Source organism: Sphingorhabdus sp. EL138 (assembly GCF_945862485.1).
In the GTDB taxonomy this organism is placed as follows: Bacteria; Pseudomonadota; Alphaproteobacteria; order Sphingomonadales; family Sphingomonadaceae; genus Sphingorhabdus_B.
This window is the reverse complement of sequence record NZ_CAMAYF010000009.1, coordinates 1-14,707: the sequence shown is the minus strand read 5'-3', so window position 1 is coordinate 14,707 and position 14,707 is coordinate 1. Positions and strand designations below refer to the sequence as shown.

Here is a 14,707-nt window from a genome sequence, read left to right as displayed (position 1 = left end):
GTCATTAAATGTAAAGGCAGTTGCATTGCCTGATGCGCCGGAATAACCTGTCACCATAAAAAAGGCTCAGGGGTGAGCCAAAATTACCAGGGGAAAATTTATGAAATATTCAAAAACCGCGATATTGTTGTTGGCCAGTTGCCTGACTGCGCCTGCATTTGCGCAGGATGCATCGCCGCCAAGTGCCGCTGAAACTGCTGATGAAGGTGCAGCGATCATCGTTACTGGATCGCGCATTAAGCAGGATCCGACGAAGAGTGCATTGCCGTTGCAAGTGATCACCACGGATGACCTCACGCGTGAAGGAATTAACAGCCCTGAACAGCTGATTTCGTTCTTGTCCACGAACGGCAACGGCGCGGACAACCTCGCGTCCAATGCGGACGTAACCTCAGGAGCGCAGCGTGGCACCAACGGATTGTCGGCCGCCAACTTGCGCGGCCAGGGTTCGGCCTCGACATTGGTGTTGCTCAACGGACGCCGCGTTGCGGCGCACGGCTTGACAGGCTCTGCCGTCGATGTGAACCAAATTCCTATTGCAGCACTTGAGCGCGTTGAAGTCCTGAAAGACGGCGCGTCGGCCATTTATGGAACCGATGCAATCGGCGGTGTTATCAACTTCATCACCAAAACAAACTTCCAGGGCCTCGCGCTTAACGCTTTCACGGACATGACCGAAGCGGGTGGCGGCGCTATTTATCGGCTGTCCGCGACAGGTGGTTATGGCGACTTGGACACAGACGGCTTCAACCTCTTGGCCACCGTTAGCAGAAGCGTCAATAAAGCCCTGAACGGTTCAGAACGCGGCTTTGTTAATGGCAACCAGCCAAATCGCGGTCTGTCGGTCGATACCCGCGGAACCCCAATTGCAACTGCATTTCCAACCACCGCAAATAGCTTGTTCGCGCCAACAGGATCCTTGTTGAGCGGCGTTACCTTGCTTGAGGCTGGCGCGACTGTTCCTGCGACTGGTGGGATCAACATTCTTGACCTCCCCGGCGGCGCAGGTTGCGCATCCATGGATGGGGGCATGGCCTATGATGACCAATTGTGGGCAAATACCTCGGCACGTTTTGCCTGTGCTTGGGATACTGGCCGCGCCGCTGTGCTTCAGCAGCCATTGAACACGCTGACCTATTATGGCCGCGCAACAGCGAAATTTGGCGACCACCAAATTTATGCTGAAATCACGGGGTCAGACGCCGATTCATCCAAGCGTTTTTCCAACAACCAATATTCCGGCAATAACTCGACATTGCCCTTATATTATCCGTTGAATGCGACGACGGCTGGTACATATAACGATGTTTACAATAAGCTGGTCGCCGTTTTCCCGCAAATCGCGCCCAATTATGGCAAGCCGATTTCGTATCGCTGGCGTTGTACGTCATGCGACGTGCGTGAATATGAAACCAACACCAAAACATTGCGTGCGGGTCTAGGCGCCGAAGGTCCATTATGGGATGGCTGGGACTATCGTGCCGGCGGATCATACGCGCGAAGCGAATCTTCTTCTTTATTAGGCACTGGCTACCATTATCGTGGTACCTTCTCCTCTGCGGCGGCGGCAACCGCATCGGGTGTTGCCGGTGCCGTGTCGGGCGGTATTGATCCGCGCGCACCCACAGCGCCGGGCGCAACGCGCCCCGGTATTGTTGGCCTTTTGAACAGCGGTATTCTCAATCCGTTTTCACTTACGCAATCGGCAGCTGCATTGGCGGGATTGGATGCCATCTCCGCCGAAGGCGTAACGCTTTACGGCGGTAAATATGAAGTAAAGCAACTCGACGCTTCGGTTTCAGGGTCGCTGTTTGATCTGCCCGGTGGCACCGTTCAGGTCGCTCTTGGCGTCGATTATCGTCGCGAAACCTACGGCTTTAATGGATCGCCAGCGGCGGTCACTGGAACGCCGGATATTTTCAACGTGGCCTTTGACAATAACAACGCGCTGACGCCAAAGAACCGGACGGTGAAGGCGGCTTATGCCGAAGTGTTGGTTCCAGTGTTCGATTCATTCGAAGTGACCGGCGCATTACGTCTTGATGACTATAGCGGCTTTGGCTCGACGGTTAACCCGAAGATTTCGGGCAAGTACCGGCCGCTTGACTGGCTGATGTTCCGTGGTTCCTTCAATACTGGTTTCCGCGTCCCTGCATTCAACCAGATTTTTAACGGCGTCACGCAGTCGCCAAACCCAGGCAACACTTTGGTTGATCCGACAACATGTGCGACCGGAACCGTCAGCTTGCTGCCCGGATGCTCGGCGATCACGCCCGAGACCCTGTCTGGCGGTAACTTGAACCTTGGACCTGAAACGTCGAAGCAACACAGCGTTGGTATTGTTCTTCAACCATCCAGCCGGTTCAGCGCGTCACTAGATTACTGGTCGATTGCGGTTGATGATACCATCGGCGCTCTGACATTGCGTCAGTTGCTCGATAATATCAGCTTCTTCCCTGATCGCGTGACCCGCACCAACAATATCATTACCTTGATTGACTTGCGTGCCGACAATATCGGATCGCGCCGGACAGAAGGTCTTGAGGTTGCGTTGCGCGGCGGGCTTGATGCCTTTGGCGGCGTCATTAATGCCGGCTTAGACGGAACCTATCAGCTGAAAAAGCGTGAGAAGTTTCTGCCATCTGCACCCTTCGGACCTAGCTTGATTGGTCGGTTCACCTTTGCGGGTGATTTGGGTCTGAAGTGGAAGCACAGCGCTTTTGTAAGCTTCACGAAAGATGATTTCACCTTCAACTTCTCGCAAATCTATCGCGACGGTTACAACAACCAAGCCTTGCCTGGTATTGCCAATGGCACTGTGGTCCGCCCAGATTTCAATCCGAAGGTGAAGCCATATGTGATCTACAACACGTCGGTGAGCTTCGACCTGCTCAAGCAATATCGCTTGACCGCAGGCGTCCGTAACGTGTTCGACAAGGACCCACCCTTTGCGATTACATATGATAGCAACACAGGCGCTGGCTCAAGCTGGGAACCACGGGTCGCTGACCCACGCGGACGGTCGTTCACATTGTCGATCGAAGCGAAGTTCTAAGTAAAGGCATGCCGAGTATGGATATCAATGCAACTCGGCGTCAGATTCTGGCGGGGCTGGCAGCTATGCTGTCGGCCTCGCCGCTTTTGGCCGCGGGCGTGCCTGCGGCTAAGGCTGCGCGGAATCCTGCACGGTTGCGTGTCGGTGATACCGTTGGCTTGATTGAACCCGCGTCGGCCAGCGATGAGCCATTTCAAATTCAATTGGTGGAAGAGGCGATTGTCGCCATGGGCCTAAAGCCCAAGCGTGCGGCCCATTTGTTGAACCGCTATGGCTATCTGGCTGGCCAAGATAAGGACCGCGCGGCCGACATCAACGCCATGTTCGCGGACCCAGATGTGAAGGCCATTTTTGCCGTGCGTGGCGGGTGGGGCAGTGCGCGGCTTTTGCCGTATCTTGACTGGAACATCATTCGCGCCAATCCCAAATTATTGACAGGCTTCAGTGATATCACGGCCTTGCATATGGCGATTGCAGCCAAAGGCGGATTTGTGACCTTGCATGGCCCGAACGCAGGCAGTGCATGGGGCAAGGCGTCTTGGGACATATATCGCGAGATTGCGTTTGAGGCAGGGACGCCGTTGTTTACCAACCCCGTTGGCGACGAAGACCGGATGGCGCAGCGCCGCTGGCGCACGCGGGTGTTGGGCACGGGCAATGGCAAGGCGCAGGGCAAGCTGCTCGGCGGAAACCTGACCGTGCTGACCGCGCTGGTCGGCACGCCCTATTTGCCCAGTTTCGACGGCGCGATCTTGTTCATCGAAGATGTGGATGAGGCGGAATATCGCATTGACCGCATGCTCACGCAATTGGGGCAGGCAGGTGTGCTGAAGAACCTGAAAGGCGTCGTGTTTGGGCAATGCACAGACTGCGTGAACAAAGGCACCAGCTATGGCGCGTTCACGTTGAATGACGTATTGACGCAACATCTGGGCGGCTTGGGCATCCCTGCTTATCAGGGGGCGTTTTTCGGGCATATCACGGACCAATTTACGCTGCCTGTCGGCGGCATTGCGGAAATTGATGCCGACGCCGGAACGCTGCGCTTGCTGGAACCCGTCGTAGTCTAATTCAGAACTTGCGAGACCCATAGTGCAAAGACGTTGTTCGCCATGTGCAAAATGATGTTGGTGCGCAGTGACCCTGTGCGGTGGTAGAGATAGCCAAAGGCAATGCTCAACGACATGAGGCCGGGGATCGCATAGGGTTGCAAATGCACCAAGGCGAACAGCAATGATGACAAAAAGATAGCGCCCCAAACCGGCACATATTTCGTCAGCGTATTTTGTAGAAAACCCCGAAACAGTAGCTCTTCCACCACTGGTGCGGCAATTGCGATGGCGAAGAACATGGCCGCCATGTTCAACGGCGTCCGCTCAATGCCCGCTAGGATTTTTGCCATGTCCGCTTGCATGTCTACACCCGGAATAATGTAGGTCGCATAGATGAAGTTGAATGCCATTGCAGTGGCCACTAATAGTATGGCAAGCCCGCTTGCCTTGTGCAGCGGGATCTTACCAAAATCAGTTAGGCCCAATGCCACCGCTCGCGTGTCTTTGCGCAGATATAGTCCCATCAGGGATAATTGAATCACGGCGGATGCAAGCAGTCCCCAGATAATCGAAATAGGCTCTGGTGTGGTCGATGCGCCTTGCGTCGCGGCGATGATGACGGCCGTGCTCACCCCTTGCAGGGCGAAGTACAACAGAATGAAGCCTAAGGTCGGCAACAAAGTGGGAAAAGGCCCTTGTTTTATTCCGGCCATCGCAGGATTGCCCATTTGTATTTTTCCCATATCGACCTTGCACAAAACGAAAAAGGCCGGGCGTTCTTGGCCCGACCTTCCTTTGTTTACACATCAAAGCTTAATAGGCCACCCGTGTTGCAGTGAGGCCATAGGCCGGAAGCAAGGCCTGAACGCTTGTTGGGCCAGCTAGATGCCCTGCGCCAACGGCGATGAATGTCACGCCCGGCTTTTTCATCTGTGCTGAAATCCATTTCACCCAATTGGCGTTCCGATTGGTCAGCAAGGCATCATACAATGTCCGGCTGGTCAGGCCTTCGTTCATAAGTTGGGCAAGGCTCTCGGTGTCCGCCGATGCCCACATGGCGACCATCTTGTCGGTGGTGCTGCCTACGTCATCAATCGTTTTTGCCGTTTCGATTAAAAATGCGATTTGTTCAGCCTCGGGCAGGGTATCGAATACCCCAAGCTGAAACTCCATAGTTTCAAGTCCGGCGATGGGCTTGTTGCTAACCTTCGCCGCCGCGGTCAGTTGTTTTTCAACGCCGCTATTGGGGTCAAAGCCAGATTTCTGCATTGCCAGCAAGGACATAGTGATGCCTGCCGCCCATGGTTCAAATGGGTCAAAAGCAGGTGCTGGAATACCAAGCTTACCCATGGCTGCGTCATACACCGCGCTGTCCGCATCATTCATTTTGGAACGCAATGACTTGCCCTGCTGATCCATCGCAAACTTGCCAAACAAGGCTTGGACCTCTGCTGCGGGCGGCTCGACCAGTTCCAGCACCAATTGGTCCGAACTGTCGAAAGCCGTCTTTACGCCATCATCAAACCAGCCAAGACCTGGCTTTAAGATATGGACACTGCCGAACAGGTAAATGGTGGTATCGGCGTCTTTGATGACCCACAAGGCCGGATCGACATCCTTGACGGCAGGCGGTGCCTTGACGGGGTCAAGTGCCTCCACCGATGCCGGTGCCTCAGTTGGTGTGTTTTGTGCCGCGATGGGGGCTGCCCATGCCAATGCGCATGTTGTGGTGGCGGCCAATAAGGACTTCAAAGAAATACGCATCGATATTCTCCTTTAACGAGAGATAGAAAACTATTTCGACGAACTTGGACCGATCATTAACGATATTTTTTCCAGAACCAGACAATTAGGGCAACAAAAATTGTTATAAAATACAATGCTATGCCGTCTATCTCGGGCAACATGCCCCCGCGCCACAGAAACCACCAGACTGGCGCGATGAACCAAAAGGCGTACATCGCGATGAGCGCGCCAAAGCGATAGGCAGCCTCTTCTTGTTCATCGACAAGATTTTTATGCCAGTAGAAAGTAACGGCAGGCATGAAGACGCCAATAGCTACCGACATGATGATCGCGAGCATGGGTGACATGGCATCATTGGAAATCAGACCGGCTTCTGTTTCGTCAAAACTGCCTGTCAGAGCGAGGACGAGGCCGGTGACGCCGCCAAATAAAAAGCTCCCAATTAAGAAACGATTGTAGACTTTTTCACGTTGCGGCACTTTTTGGTCGCTGCGCTTCATTTGGCGAAACAATCTCCAGATGGCGAATGCAAGCACGAGGGTGACGCTTATGAGCGCCGCTAAAATAGCATAGCCAGCTAAATTTAGCGGGCCGCCACCTTCCGCCATATGTACAGACAGAAATCCCGTGATGGCGCCTAAGAGCATGATTATGCCAAAGCCGCAAAATATCATCCCCAAAATACGAAGGGCATTACGGCCACCATTTTCATCCGCATTAAACATTGTCCCCTCCTTCAAATTCGTCATCAAAAATCTGTTCGATGGGCAAATCAAACAACCGTGAAATCTTGAACGCCAGTGGCAGCGAGGGGTCATATTTCCCCGTTTCAATCGCATTCACCGCTTGGCGCGAGACATCGAGATGCTCGCCCAAATCGGCCTGGCTCCAGTTGCGCATCGCGCGCAGCACTTTGAGCTGGTTTTTCATGTCAGGTGTCGGTGTCTTTGTGTCATGTAAACATTACTAATTCGATTTGCACATAATGTCAACAACACCTTACATAATGCTATGCACCACTGACAAAAACCCGTGCGCTTATTCATAACCTTGATTTAGCGCCGCTTCTCCGCCAATGGCTGGCCATGTCCGACGTTGCTCCACTTAGTTTTCAGGATCTGATCCTCACGCTTCATGCTTATTGGGGTAAGCAGGGTTGCGCGATATTGCAGCCTTATGACATGGAAATGGGTGCTGGCACGTTCCACACGGCCACGACCCTGCGCGCGCTGGGGCCGGACCCATGGAACGCCGCCTTTGTGCAGCCATCACGCCGACCAACCGATGGCCGTTATGGCGAAAACCCCAATCGGCTGGGCGCTTATTATCAATATCAAGTAATCCTGAAACCAAGCCCGCCCAATTTGCAGGAGCTGTATCTCGGTTCGTTAAAGGCGATTGGTATTGATCCTTTGCTCCACGACATCCGCTTTGTCGAAGATGACTGGGAAAGCCCAACGCTGGGCGCATGGGGCCTTGGCTGGGAAATATGGTGCGACGGCATGGAGGTGACGCAGTTCACCTATTTTCAGCAAATGGGCGGCTTTGACTGCAAACCCGTTTCGGGTGAGCTGACTTATGGTCTGGAACGTCTGGCGATGTATATCCAGAACAAGGACAGCATTTTCGACCTTGTGTATAACAACGCAACGGCGGATCGTCCGGCGGTGACTTATGGGGACATTTTCCGCGAAAATGAGCGGCAGATGAGCACCTATCATTTCGAAGTTGCCGACACCGACATGTTGTTTGATGCGTTCAAAAAAGCGACGGCAGAATGCGAAAGTTGCCTGCAACATGCTTTGCCCATTCCCGCTTATGAGCAAGCGATCAAGGCGAGCCATATCTTCAACATATTGCAAGCGCGCGGCGTTATTTCTGTGCAGGAACGCGCAAGCTATATGGGCCGCGTCCGCGACCTTGCCAAAGGCAGTTGCCAAGCATGGATGGAAAAGAATGGGTGGGCAGTATGACCGACTTCCTGCTTGAATTGCGCTCCGAAGAAATCCCTGCGCGGATGCAAGTGAAGGCCAAGGAAGACTTGGCCCGCCTGTTTAACGATGCGTTGACCAAGGCTGGGCTTTCTGCAGCGTCGGTCGAAGTTTTTGCCACGCCGCGCCGTCTTGCGTTGATCGCGACTGGCTTGCCATTGGCGACTGAGGCTGTGTCTGAAGAGACGAAAGGGCCAAAGGTCGGTGCGCCGCCGCAGGCGATGGAAGGGTTTCTGCGAAAAAGCGGCCTTTCGCAAGACCAGTTGGTCGAACGCGATGGCGTCTATTATGCGGTAGTTGAAAAGGCAGGGCGTCAGACGGCAGATGTTTTGGCAGAGGCGATCCCCGCGATCATCCGCGCCTTCCCATGGCCGAAATCGCAACGCTGGGGCGCAGCATCGGTTTCGACCGAAAGCCTGCGCTGGGTGCGCCCATTGCAGGGCATTGTAGCTTTGCTCGGCGATGCGGTGGTGCATTGCGACATTGACGGCATTGTCAGCGGCGCGGAGACGATGGGTCATCGCTTCCATCACAGCGGTGCTATTACCGTCGGCAACGCTGGCGATTATATCGAGAAGCTGCGCGCTGCTTATGTCCTCGTCCATTTTTCCGAACGCTGCCGTATCATCCGTGACGGTGCAAAGGCGGCGGCACAGGCTGCTGGCCTGACCTTGGTGGAAGATGAAGGTCTGGTCATCGAAAATGCGGGCCTGACCGAATGGCCTGTGCCGATGCTTGGCCGCTTCGACGCCGCATTTCTGGACGTGCCGCAAGAGGTCATTCAATTGACCGCGCGCGTAAACCAGAAATATTTTGTCTGTCATGACAGCACTGGCAAGCTTGCCAACGCTTTTGTCTGCACCGCGAATATTGATGCGCATGATGGCGGCGCAGCGATTGTTGCAGGCAATGAAAAGGTACTGGCCGCGCGTCTGTCCGATGCGAAATTCTTCTGGGAACAGGACCTTAAGGTTGCGCTGGATAGCCAAGCGCAGAAATTGGCGCAGATCACATTCCACGAAAAATTGGGCAGCGTTGCCGATAAGGTTGAACGCGTTGCTAAGCTGTCACGTTGGCTGGTGGAAGAGGGTATCGTCAAGGGCGCGACTGCCGATGCCGCCGAACGCGCGGCGCGTTTGTGCAAGGCTGACCTCGTCACCGGCATGGTCGGCGAGTTCCCCGAATTGCAGGGCATCATGGGCGGCTATTACGCCCGCGCGCAAGGTGAGAGCGACGCCGTCGCCGACGCCATTCGCGACCATTATAAGCCCGTCGGGCAGGGCGATGATGTGCCGACTGCGCCGGTGACGGTGGCGGTGAGTTTGGCGGATAAGTTGGATAGTATTGCCCAGTTTTTTGCAATGGGCCAAGCTCCAACAGGTTCCAAAGATCCGTTCGCACTCAGGCGCTCAGCCTTCGGTGTGCTGGCCCTGCTTCAGACGAATAATGTTCGCTTCGATATAGCCGCTATACTCGCTGGTTTAATCAACTTTATCGGACCAGAAGAATCTGTGATGGACATCACTAAGCGCCGGTTTTGGTCTCAATCTTGGAACCAAATTCAGATTGGTTACGCTTGGGATAAGCCTCACAACGCCTATCCTGAACCCCTCGAAAGCACTCCCAAAATCATCGGTGAACTTCAGAAGTTCTTCGCCGACCGCCTAAAAGTCCAACAACGCGAAGCTGGCGTCCGCCACGACCTCATCGACGCGGTCTTTAGCCTTGGCGGTGAGGATGATCTTGTCCGGCTGCTGGCGCGGGTGAAGGCTTTGCAGGCCTATATCACGACCGCTGAGGGTGCGAACCTGTTGGCGGCGTATAAACGTGCGGCGAACATATTGAAGCAGGCCGACGGTGCAGAAAAAACGTCCGTCGCCCCAGCGCAGGCTGGGGCCCATGACGTGTCACAGTCTAAAACGACAGACGAGATAGGCTCCAGCCTACGCTGGAGCGACGCGGACTTGGGTGGCGACGAAAGTGCTCTCCGCACTGCGCTTGACGCGGCGGAGCCCAAGGCCGCTGCCGCCTTGTCCGTCGAAGATTTCGAAGGCGCAATGGCGGCATTGGCGACTTTGCGCGCGCCTATAGATGCCTTTTTTGAAGGCGTGATGGTCAATGATCCGGATCCGGCCAAGCGGGCGTTTCGTTTGGGCTTACTCGCGCGGTTCCGCGATGCGGTCAGCCGCGTGGCCGATTTTTCGAAGATTGAGGGATAGGGTCTGACGGCACGCTGAACATGTTCAGCATGGCGGCGTGTGATCTAAATCAATGCCATCGGGGCCGAATGGGGGCTTGAGTTGTTTCCTGATCAAAGGAACATCCCAATGGCCGTCATGCACCGCATCCGTATTTTTCATAGCGTACTCGCGCTGACCGTTTTGGCGGCCTATTTTTCTGCGGAAATGGGCCTGATCCATGCATGGCTCGGTTATGGCGTGGCTGTTCTTATTGTATTCCGGCTGATTTGGGCTGTGAGCGGCGCGCCGCAATTGGGGCTTGCGCGCTTCCACCCCTCGTTCAAAGATTTGCATCTACAGGGTATCATGACCCATCCTGTCATTAGCCAAGTCCTATTGGCGGGAATCGCCCTTTCGGTAATCGGTGCCACGGGCACGGGTATCATGATGGACAAGGGGCGCGCGTTGCAACCCTGCGCGCTTACTTCCTTTTCCCTCTCGGGCGAGCATGAAAGCGCAGGCCGCGAAAATGAATCCGGCGAGATTACCGAAGAAGCGCATGAATATCTCGCAAATCTGGCGATTGCGCTGGTCGTGCTCCATGTCTTGTATCTGCTATCATTCAAATGGCCCTTGGCGCGCTTTATGTTATTCGCCAACAAATCCGGAAAATAACCGCCATCCAGACTTGACTCCGATGCGCTGCACTGCACAACGGCGACCAAGTATTAAAGCCAAGTAAAAGGAATGGCTGCGGGATGACCCAATATGTATATCGGTTCGGTGGCGGTGTTTCGGATGGTGACGAAACCGTTCGCGGCAATAAGAACATCTTGGGCGGCAAAGGCGCGAATTTGGATGGCATGGCGTCGATTGGCTTGCCTGTCCCGCCGGGCTTCACGATTACGACCGAAATGTGCACGGCTTATTATGCCAATGGCCAAAGCTTCCCCGACAGCGTTCGGGCCGAAGTCGCCAATGGCCTTGCGCATATTGAGCGGGTAACGGGCAAATGCTTTGGTGATCCGGCCAATCCGTTGCTGGTGTCGGTGCGTTCGGGTGCGCGGGTGTCGATGCCGGGGATGATGGATACGGTGTTGAACCTGGGGTTGAATGACCAGACAGTCGAAGGGCTTGCCGCTTCGTCGGGTGATGCGCGCTTCGCGTGGGACAGCTATCGCCGCTTCATTCAAATGTATGCCGATGTGGTGTTGGAACTGGATCACGGAGCGTTTGAAGAGGCGTTGGAAATCGCGAAGGAAGATCGCGGCTTCTATCTCGATACCGAATTATCCGCCGATGATTTGAAGGCTTTGGTTGCCGAGTATAAGCGCCTCGTGGCTGCCGAATGGGGCAAGCCATTTCCGCAAGATGTGCATGACCAATTATGGGGCGCGGTCGGCGCGGTGTTTGGATCATGGGAATCGGACCGGGCAAAGGTCTATCGCCGCCTGAACAATATCCCGGGCGACTGGGGCACTGCGGTCAATGTGCAGGCGATGGTCTTTGGCAATATGGGCGAAACGTCAGCGACAGGCGTTGCCTTCACCCGTGACCCGGCAACGGGCGAGAACGCCTTTTACGGCGAATATCTGATCAACGCGCAGGGGGAAGATGTTGTCGCAGGGATACGCACCCCGCAATATCTGACCAAGGCCGCCCGCGAACGTGCAGGCGCAAAGCCGCTGTCGATGGAAGAGGCTATGCCGACGGTATATGCCGAATTGGCGCGCGTGTTTGAAATCCTGGAAACCCATTATCGCGATATGCAGGATATCGAATTCACCGTTGAGCGGGAGAAATTGTGGATGCTGCAAACCCGTTCGGGCAAGCGCACCGCGAAGGCCGCCTTGAAAATCGCCGTTGATATGGCGCAGGCTGGCATGATCACGACCGACGAGGCCGTTTTGCGCATTGATCCGATGGCGCTGGACCAGTTGCTGCACCCGACGCTGGATCCGCAAGCGCCGCGCGATGTGCTGACCTCTGGCCTGCCGGCGTCACCGGGCGCGGCATCGGGGGAGATCGTCTTTGATGCCGACACCGCCGAACGCTTCAACGAATTGGGCAAGGCGGTCATATTGGTCCGTGTCGAAACTAGCCCCGAGGATATTCACGGCATGCACGCCGCCAAGGGCATATTGACCGCGCGCGGCGGAATGACCAGCCATGCCGCCGTTGTAGCACGTGGCATGGGCCGCCCTTGCGTATCGGGCGCAGGCAGCCTGCAAATCGATGCTGCTGCCAAAGTTTTGCGCATCGCTGGACGTACACTCCAAGAAGGCGACATCCTGACATTGGACGGTTCGACCGGCGAAGTGATGGCGGGCGAAGTGCCGACAATTCAGCCCGAATTGGTAGGCGATTTTGGCACATTGATGGTCTGGGCCGATGCGGGTCGCCGGATGAAGGTCCGCGCCAATGCCGAAACCCCGTCCGACGCGCAAACCGCGCGCGATTTCGGTGCGGAGGGCATTGGCTTGTGCCGGACCGAGCATATGTTCTTTGATGCCGCACGCATTACCGCTGTGCGCCAGATGATCCTTGCGGATGATGAAAAGGGCCGCCGGGTTGCGCTCGACAAATTACTGCCTGAGCAGCGCAAGGATTTTGCCGCGATTTTCGAAGTCATGGCGGGCCTTCCCGTCACCATTCGCTTGCTTGACCCGCCCTTGCATGAATTCCTGCCGCATCACGAAAGCGAATTTGCTGAGGTTGCGGCAGCCGCGGGCGTCGGCGTTGAGGTATTGAAACAACGGGCGTCCGAATTGCATGAATTCAACCCTATGCTGGGCCATCGCGGATGCCGCTTGGGCGTAACTTATCCCGAAATCTACGAGATGCAGGCGCGCGCGATTTTTGAAGCCGCGTGCAGCCTTGCCGTTGCACCCGTGCCCGAAATCATGATCCCGCTCGTCGGCACGCGCCGTGAGCTGGAACTGATGAAGGATGTCGTGGACAAGGCCGCAGAAGCCGTTTTTGCCGAACAGGGTAAGCGGATTGAATATCTCGTTGGCACCATGATCGAGCTACCCCGCGCGGCGTTGATGGCCGACGAAATTGCTGAAGTCGGTAGCTTCTTCAGCTTTGGCACCAATGACCTGACGCAAACCACCTTGGGCGTCAGCCGCGATGATGCCGCACGTTTCCTAACGCATTATGTCGACAAGGGCATTTATGCCCGTGATCCCTTCGTCAGCTTGGATGTCGAAGGTGTTGGCCAATTGATCGAGATTGCCGCCAACAAGGGCCGCGCGACGCGTCCGGAGATCAAGCTTGGTATTTGCGGCGAACATGGCGGCGACCCCGCATCGATCACCTTCTGTGAAAAAGTGGGCCTCGATTATGTTAGCGCGTCGCCTTATCGCGTACCCATCGCACGGCTTGCGGCGGCGCAGGCGGCGCTTGCCAATGGCTAAGGTAATTGGCTAGCATTCGATCTTGAGGAGAGGGATTATGAAGGCTTGGCAAAGATATGTCATTGTTATGGCACTTGGGCTCGTCGGCGGCGCGGCCTTTGCGGTACATCAGGTGCGCGGCGGCTTAAACGATGGCCTCGTTCCCAATGGACCTTGGGAGACAGGAAAAAGCTTCGGAACGGTGGATGCAAGAGCGCTCACCCGCGCCAAGGTCGCTTTATCAGGCCTGATGGCCCTGCCTGCCAAAGAGGCTATGTATTTCACCGCCAGCCGCGACAGCAATGGCCGCAAGCTGGACGGCCGCTGCAGTTATGATGTGCGCGGCGGAACGCTGGATGGCCGCTGGTGGAGCGTTACCTTGTATGAAGGCGAAGGTTGGCTTGTGAAAAATGCGGCCAACCGTTGGTCGGTTGCAGCAAGCGCAGTGAAAGCAGACGCGCAAGGGCGATGGGCGTTCACGGTATCGCCGGATGCGCAGGCTGGCAATTGGCTGCCAACGGGATCAGCAAAGGCCTTTGATCTCACCCTGCGGCTATATCATCCTTCGCCGGAGGTCATCGCCAATCCTGAAAAAGCAAAACTCCCCGTCATTGAACGTAAAGGATGTGCATGATGCGGCGCTGGATATTTCCGATATTGGCGGGCGGCCTTGTCGCTTTGGGTGCTTACCAATCTACTTTGCTGGCAACGCCTTATGCGTTGATGTATGCGGCGCTTCAAAAGATCGGTGGTGACGGCGCGTCGAACCGTTTTGTCTTTTCAAAAATGGCGACTGCCGACAATCAACCGATCGTCCGGCCAAGCCCAGATTTATCCTATTCGACCTGTGTATTTGACCTGTCGAAGGGGCCTGTTCTGGTCGATGTCACACCTGTTCCCGGGCGCTATTGGTCTGTCAGCATCTTCGATGCGCGAACGGATGTTGCCGCCGTACGGAGCGATCGCGATACCAAAGGCGCGCCCGCCCGCCTTGCATTGATTAAGCAGGGGCAAATGGCACCAGCGGGATATGAACCTGTGCTTTTGCGCTATGACCGGGGCCTTGCACTGGTGCGTATATTGCTTGCCAATCCATCCGAATTTCCGGCCGTAGACGCAATCCGCCGAAAATCGACGTGCAAGCAAGTTTAAACGTCAAATTAGGTCTTGCACAACTTTACCGCCGTCCCTAATAGCGGCGCTCCAGTGCACCCGTAGCTCAGCTGGATAGAGCATCAGACTACGAATCTGAGGGCCGGGCGTTCGAATCGCTCCGGGTGCACCA

Annotated in this window: 12 protein-coding genes and 1 tRNA gene; 9 read left to right on the top strand and 4 right to left on the bottom strand. The window is 55.5% G+C overall.

Going from position 1 to position 14,707, the window contains the following annotated elements:
- Positions 1-100 precede the first annotated feature (100 nt).
- Both Q0O33_RS05645 and Q0O33_RS05640 read left to right on the top strand, forming a co-directional pair.
- Positions 101-3,055, top strand: coding sequence for a TonB-dependent receptor (locus tag Q0O33_RS05645; protein ID WP_295497193.1), 2,955 nt, complete (start codon positions 101-103; stop codon positions 3,053-3,055).
- 17 nt (positions 3,056-3,072) lie between these two features.
- Positions 3,073-4,125: an LD-carboxypeptidase gene (locus Q0O33_RS05640; RefSeq protein WP_295497191.1), complete on the top strand. Its 1,053-nt coding sequence runs from the start codon at positions 3,073-3,075 to the stop codon at positions 4,123-4,125.
- On the opposite strand, the gene Q0O33_RS05635 is transcribed toward Q0O33_RS05640, so the two are convergent.
- The 4 genes from Q0O33_RS05635 to Q0O33_RS05620 form a co-directional block, all read right to left on the bottom strand.
- Positions 4,122-4,835 (bottom strand): CPBP family intramembrane glutamic endopeptidase, encoded by a 714-nt coding sequence (locus Q0O33_RS05635; RefSeq protein WP_295497189.1) that lies wholly within the window; start codon positions 4,833-4,835, stop codon positions 4,122-4,124. The genes Q0O33_RS05640 and Q0O33_RS05635 overlap by 4 nt on opposite strands.
- An 85-nt stretch (positions 4,836-4,920) precedes the next feature.
- The gene (locus tag Q0O33_RS05630) at positions 4,921-5,871 is read right to left on the bottom strand and encodes a TraB/GumN family protein (RefSeq protein ID WP_295497187.1); all 951 of its coding nucleotides are present in this window, start codon (positions 5,869-5,871) and stop codon (positions 4,921-4,923) included.
- 56 nt (positions 5,872-5,927) lie between these two features.
- A complete protein-coding gene (locus Q0O33_RS05625; RefSeq protein WP_295497185.1) occupies positions 5,928-6,578 on the bottom strand; it encodes a hypothetical protein in 651 nt (216 codons plus the stop codon).
- Positions 6,571-6,783 carry a helix-turn-helix transcriptional regulator gene (locus tag Q0O33_RS05620; RefSeq protein ID WP_295497183.1) on the bottom strand — a complete coding sequence of 71 codons (213 nt, stop codon included), beginning with the start codon at positions 6,781-6,783 and terminating at the stop codon, positions 6,571-6,573. The genes Q0O33_RS05625 and Q0O33_RS05620 overlap by 8 nt, the downstream gene beginning before the upstream one ends.
- Positions 6,784-6,938: 155 nt before the next feature.
- On the opposite strand from Q0O33_RS05620, the gene Q0O33_RS05615 reads away from it, so the two are divergent.
- The 7 genes from Q0O33_RS05615 (at position 6,939) to Q0O33_RS05585 (ending at position 14,707) form a co-directional block, all read left to right on the top strand.
- Entirely contained in the window at positions 6,939-7,826 is an 888-nt protein-coding gene (locus Q0O33_RS05615) for a glycine--tRNA ligase subunit alpha (RefSeq protein WP_295497181.1), read from the top strand.
- Complete coding sequence (glyS, locus tag Q0O33_RS05610; RefSeq protein ID WP_295497179.1) at positions 7,823-10,063, top strand: glycine--tRNA ligase subunit beta; 2,241 nt, start codon at positions 7,823-7,825, stop codon at positions 10,061-10,063. The genes Q0O33_RS05615 and glyS overlap by 4 nt, the downstream gene beginning before the upstream one ends.
- Positions 10,064-10,171: 108 nt before the next feature.
- Positions 10,172-10,699 carry a cytochrome b/b6 domain-containing protein gene (locus Q0O33_RS05605; RefSeq protein WP_295497176.1) on the top strand — a complete coding sequence of 176 codons (528 nt, stop codon included), beginning with the start codon at positions 10,172-10,174 and terminating at the stop codon, positions 10,697-10,699.
- An 83-nt stretch (positions 10,700-10,782) separates the two neighbouring features.
- Positions 10,783-13,443, top strand: coding sequence for a pyruvate, phosphate dikinase (gene ppdK / locus Q0O33_RS05600; RefSeq protein ID WP_295497174.1), 2,661 nt, complete (start codon positions 10,783-10,785; stop codon positions 13,441-13,443).
- 37 nt (positions 13,444-13,480) lie between these two features.
- Positions 13,481-14,056, top strand: a complete 576-nt coding sequence (locus tag Q0O33_RS05595; RefSeq protein ID WP_295497172.1) for a DUF1214 domain-containing protein — start codon at positions 13,481-13,483, stop codon at positions 14,054-14,056.
- The gene (locus Q0O33_RS05590; protein ID WP_295497170.1) at positions 14,053-14,574 is read left to right on the top strand and encodes a DUF1254 domain-containing protein; all 522 of its coding nucleotides are present in this window, start codon (positions 14,053-14,055) and stop codon (positions 14,572-14,574) included. The genes Q0O33_RS05595 and Q0O33_RS05590 overlap by 4 nt, the downstream gene beginning before the upstream one ends.
- A 56-nt stretch (positions 14,575-14,630) precedes the next feature.
- Positions 14,631-14,707, top strand: a tRNA-Arg gene (locus Q0O33_RS05585).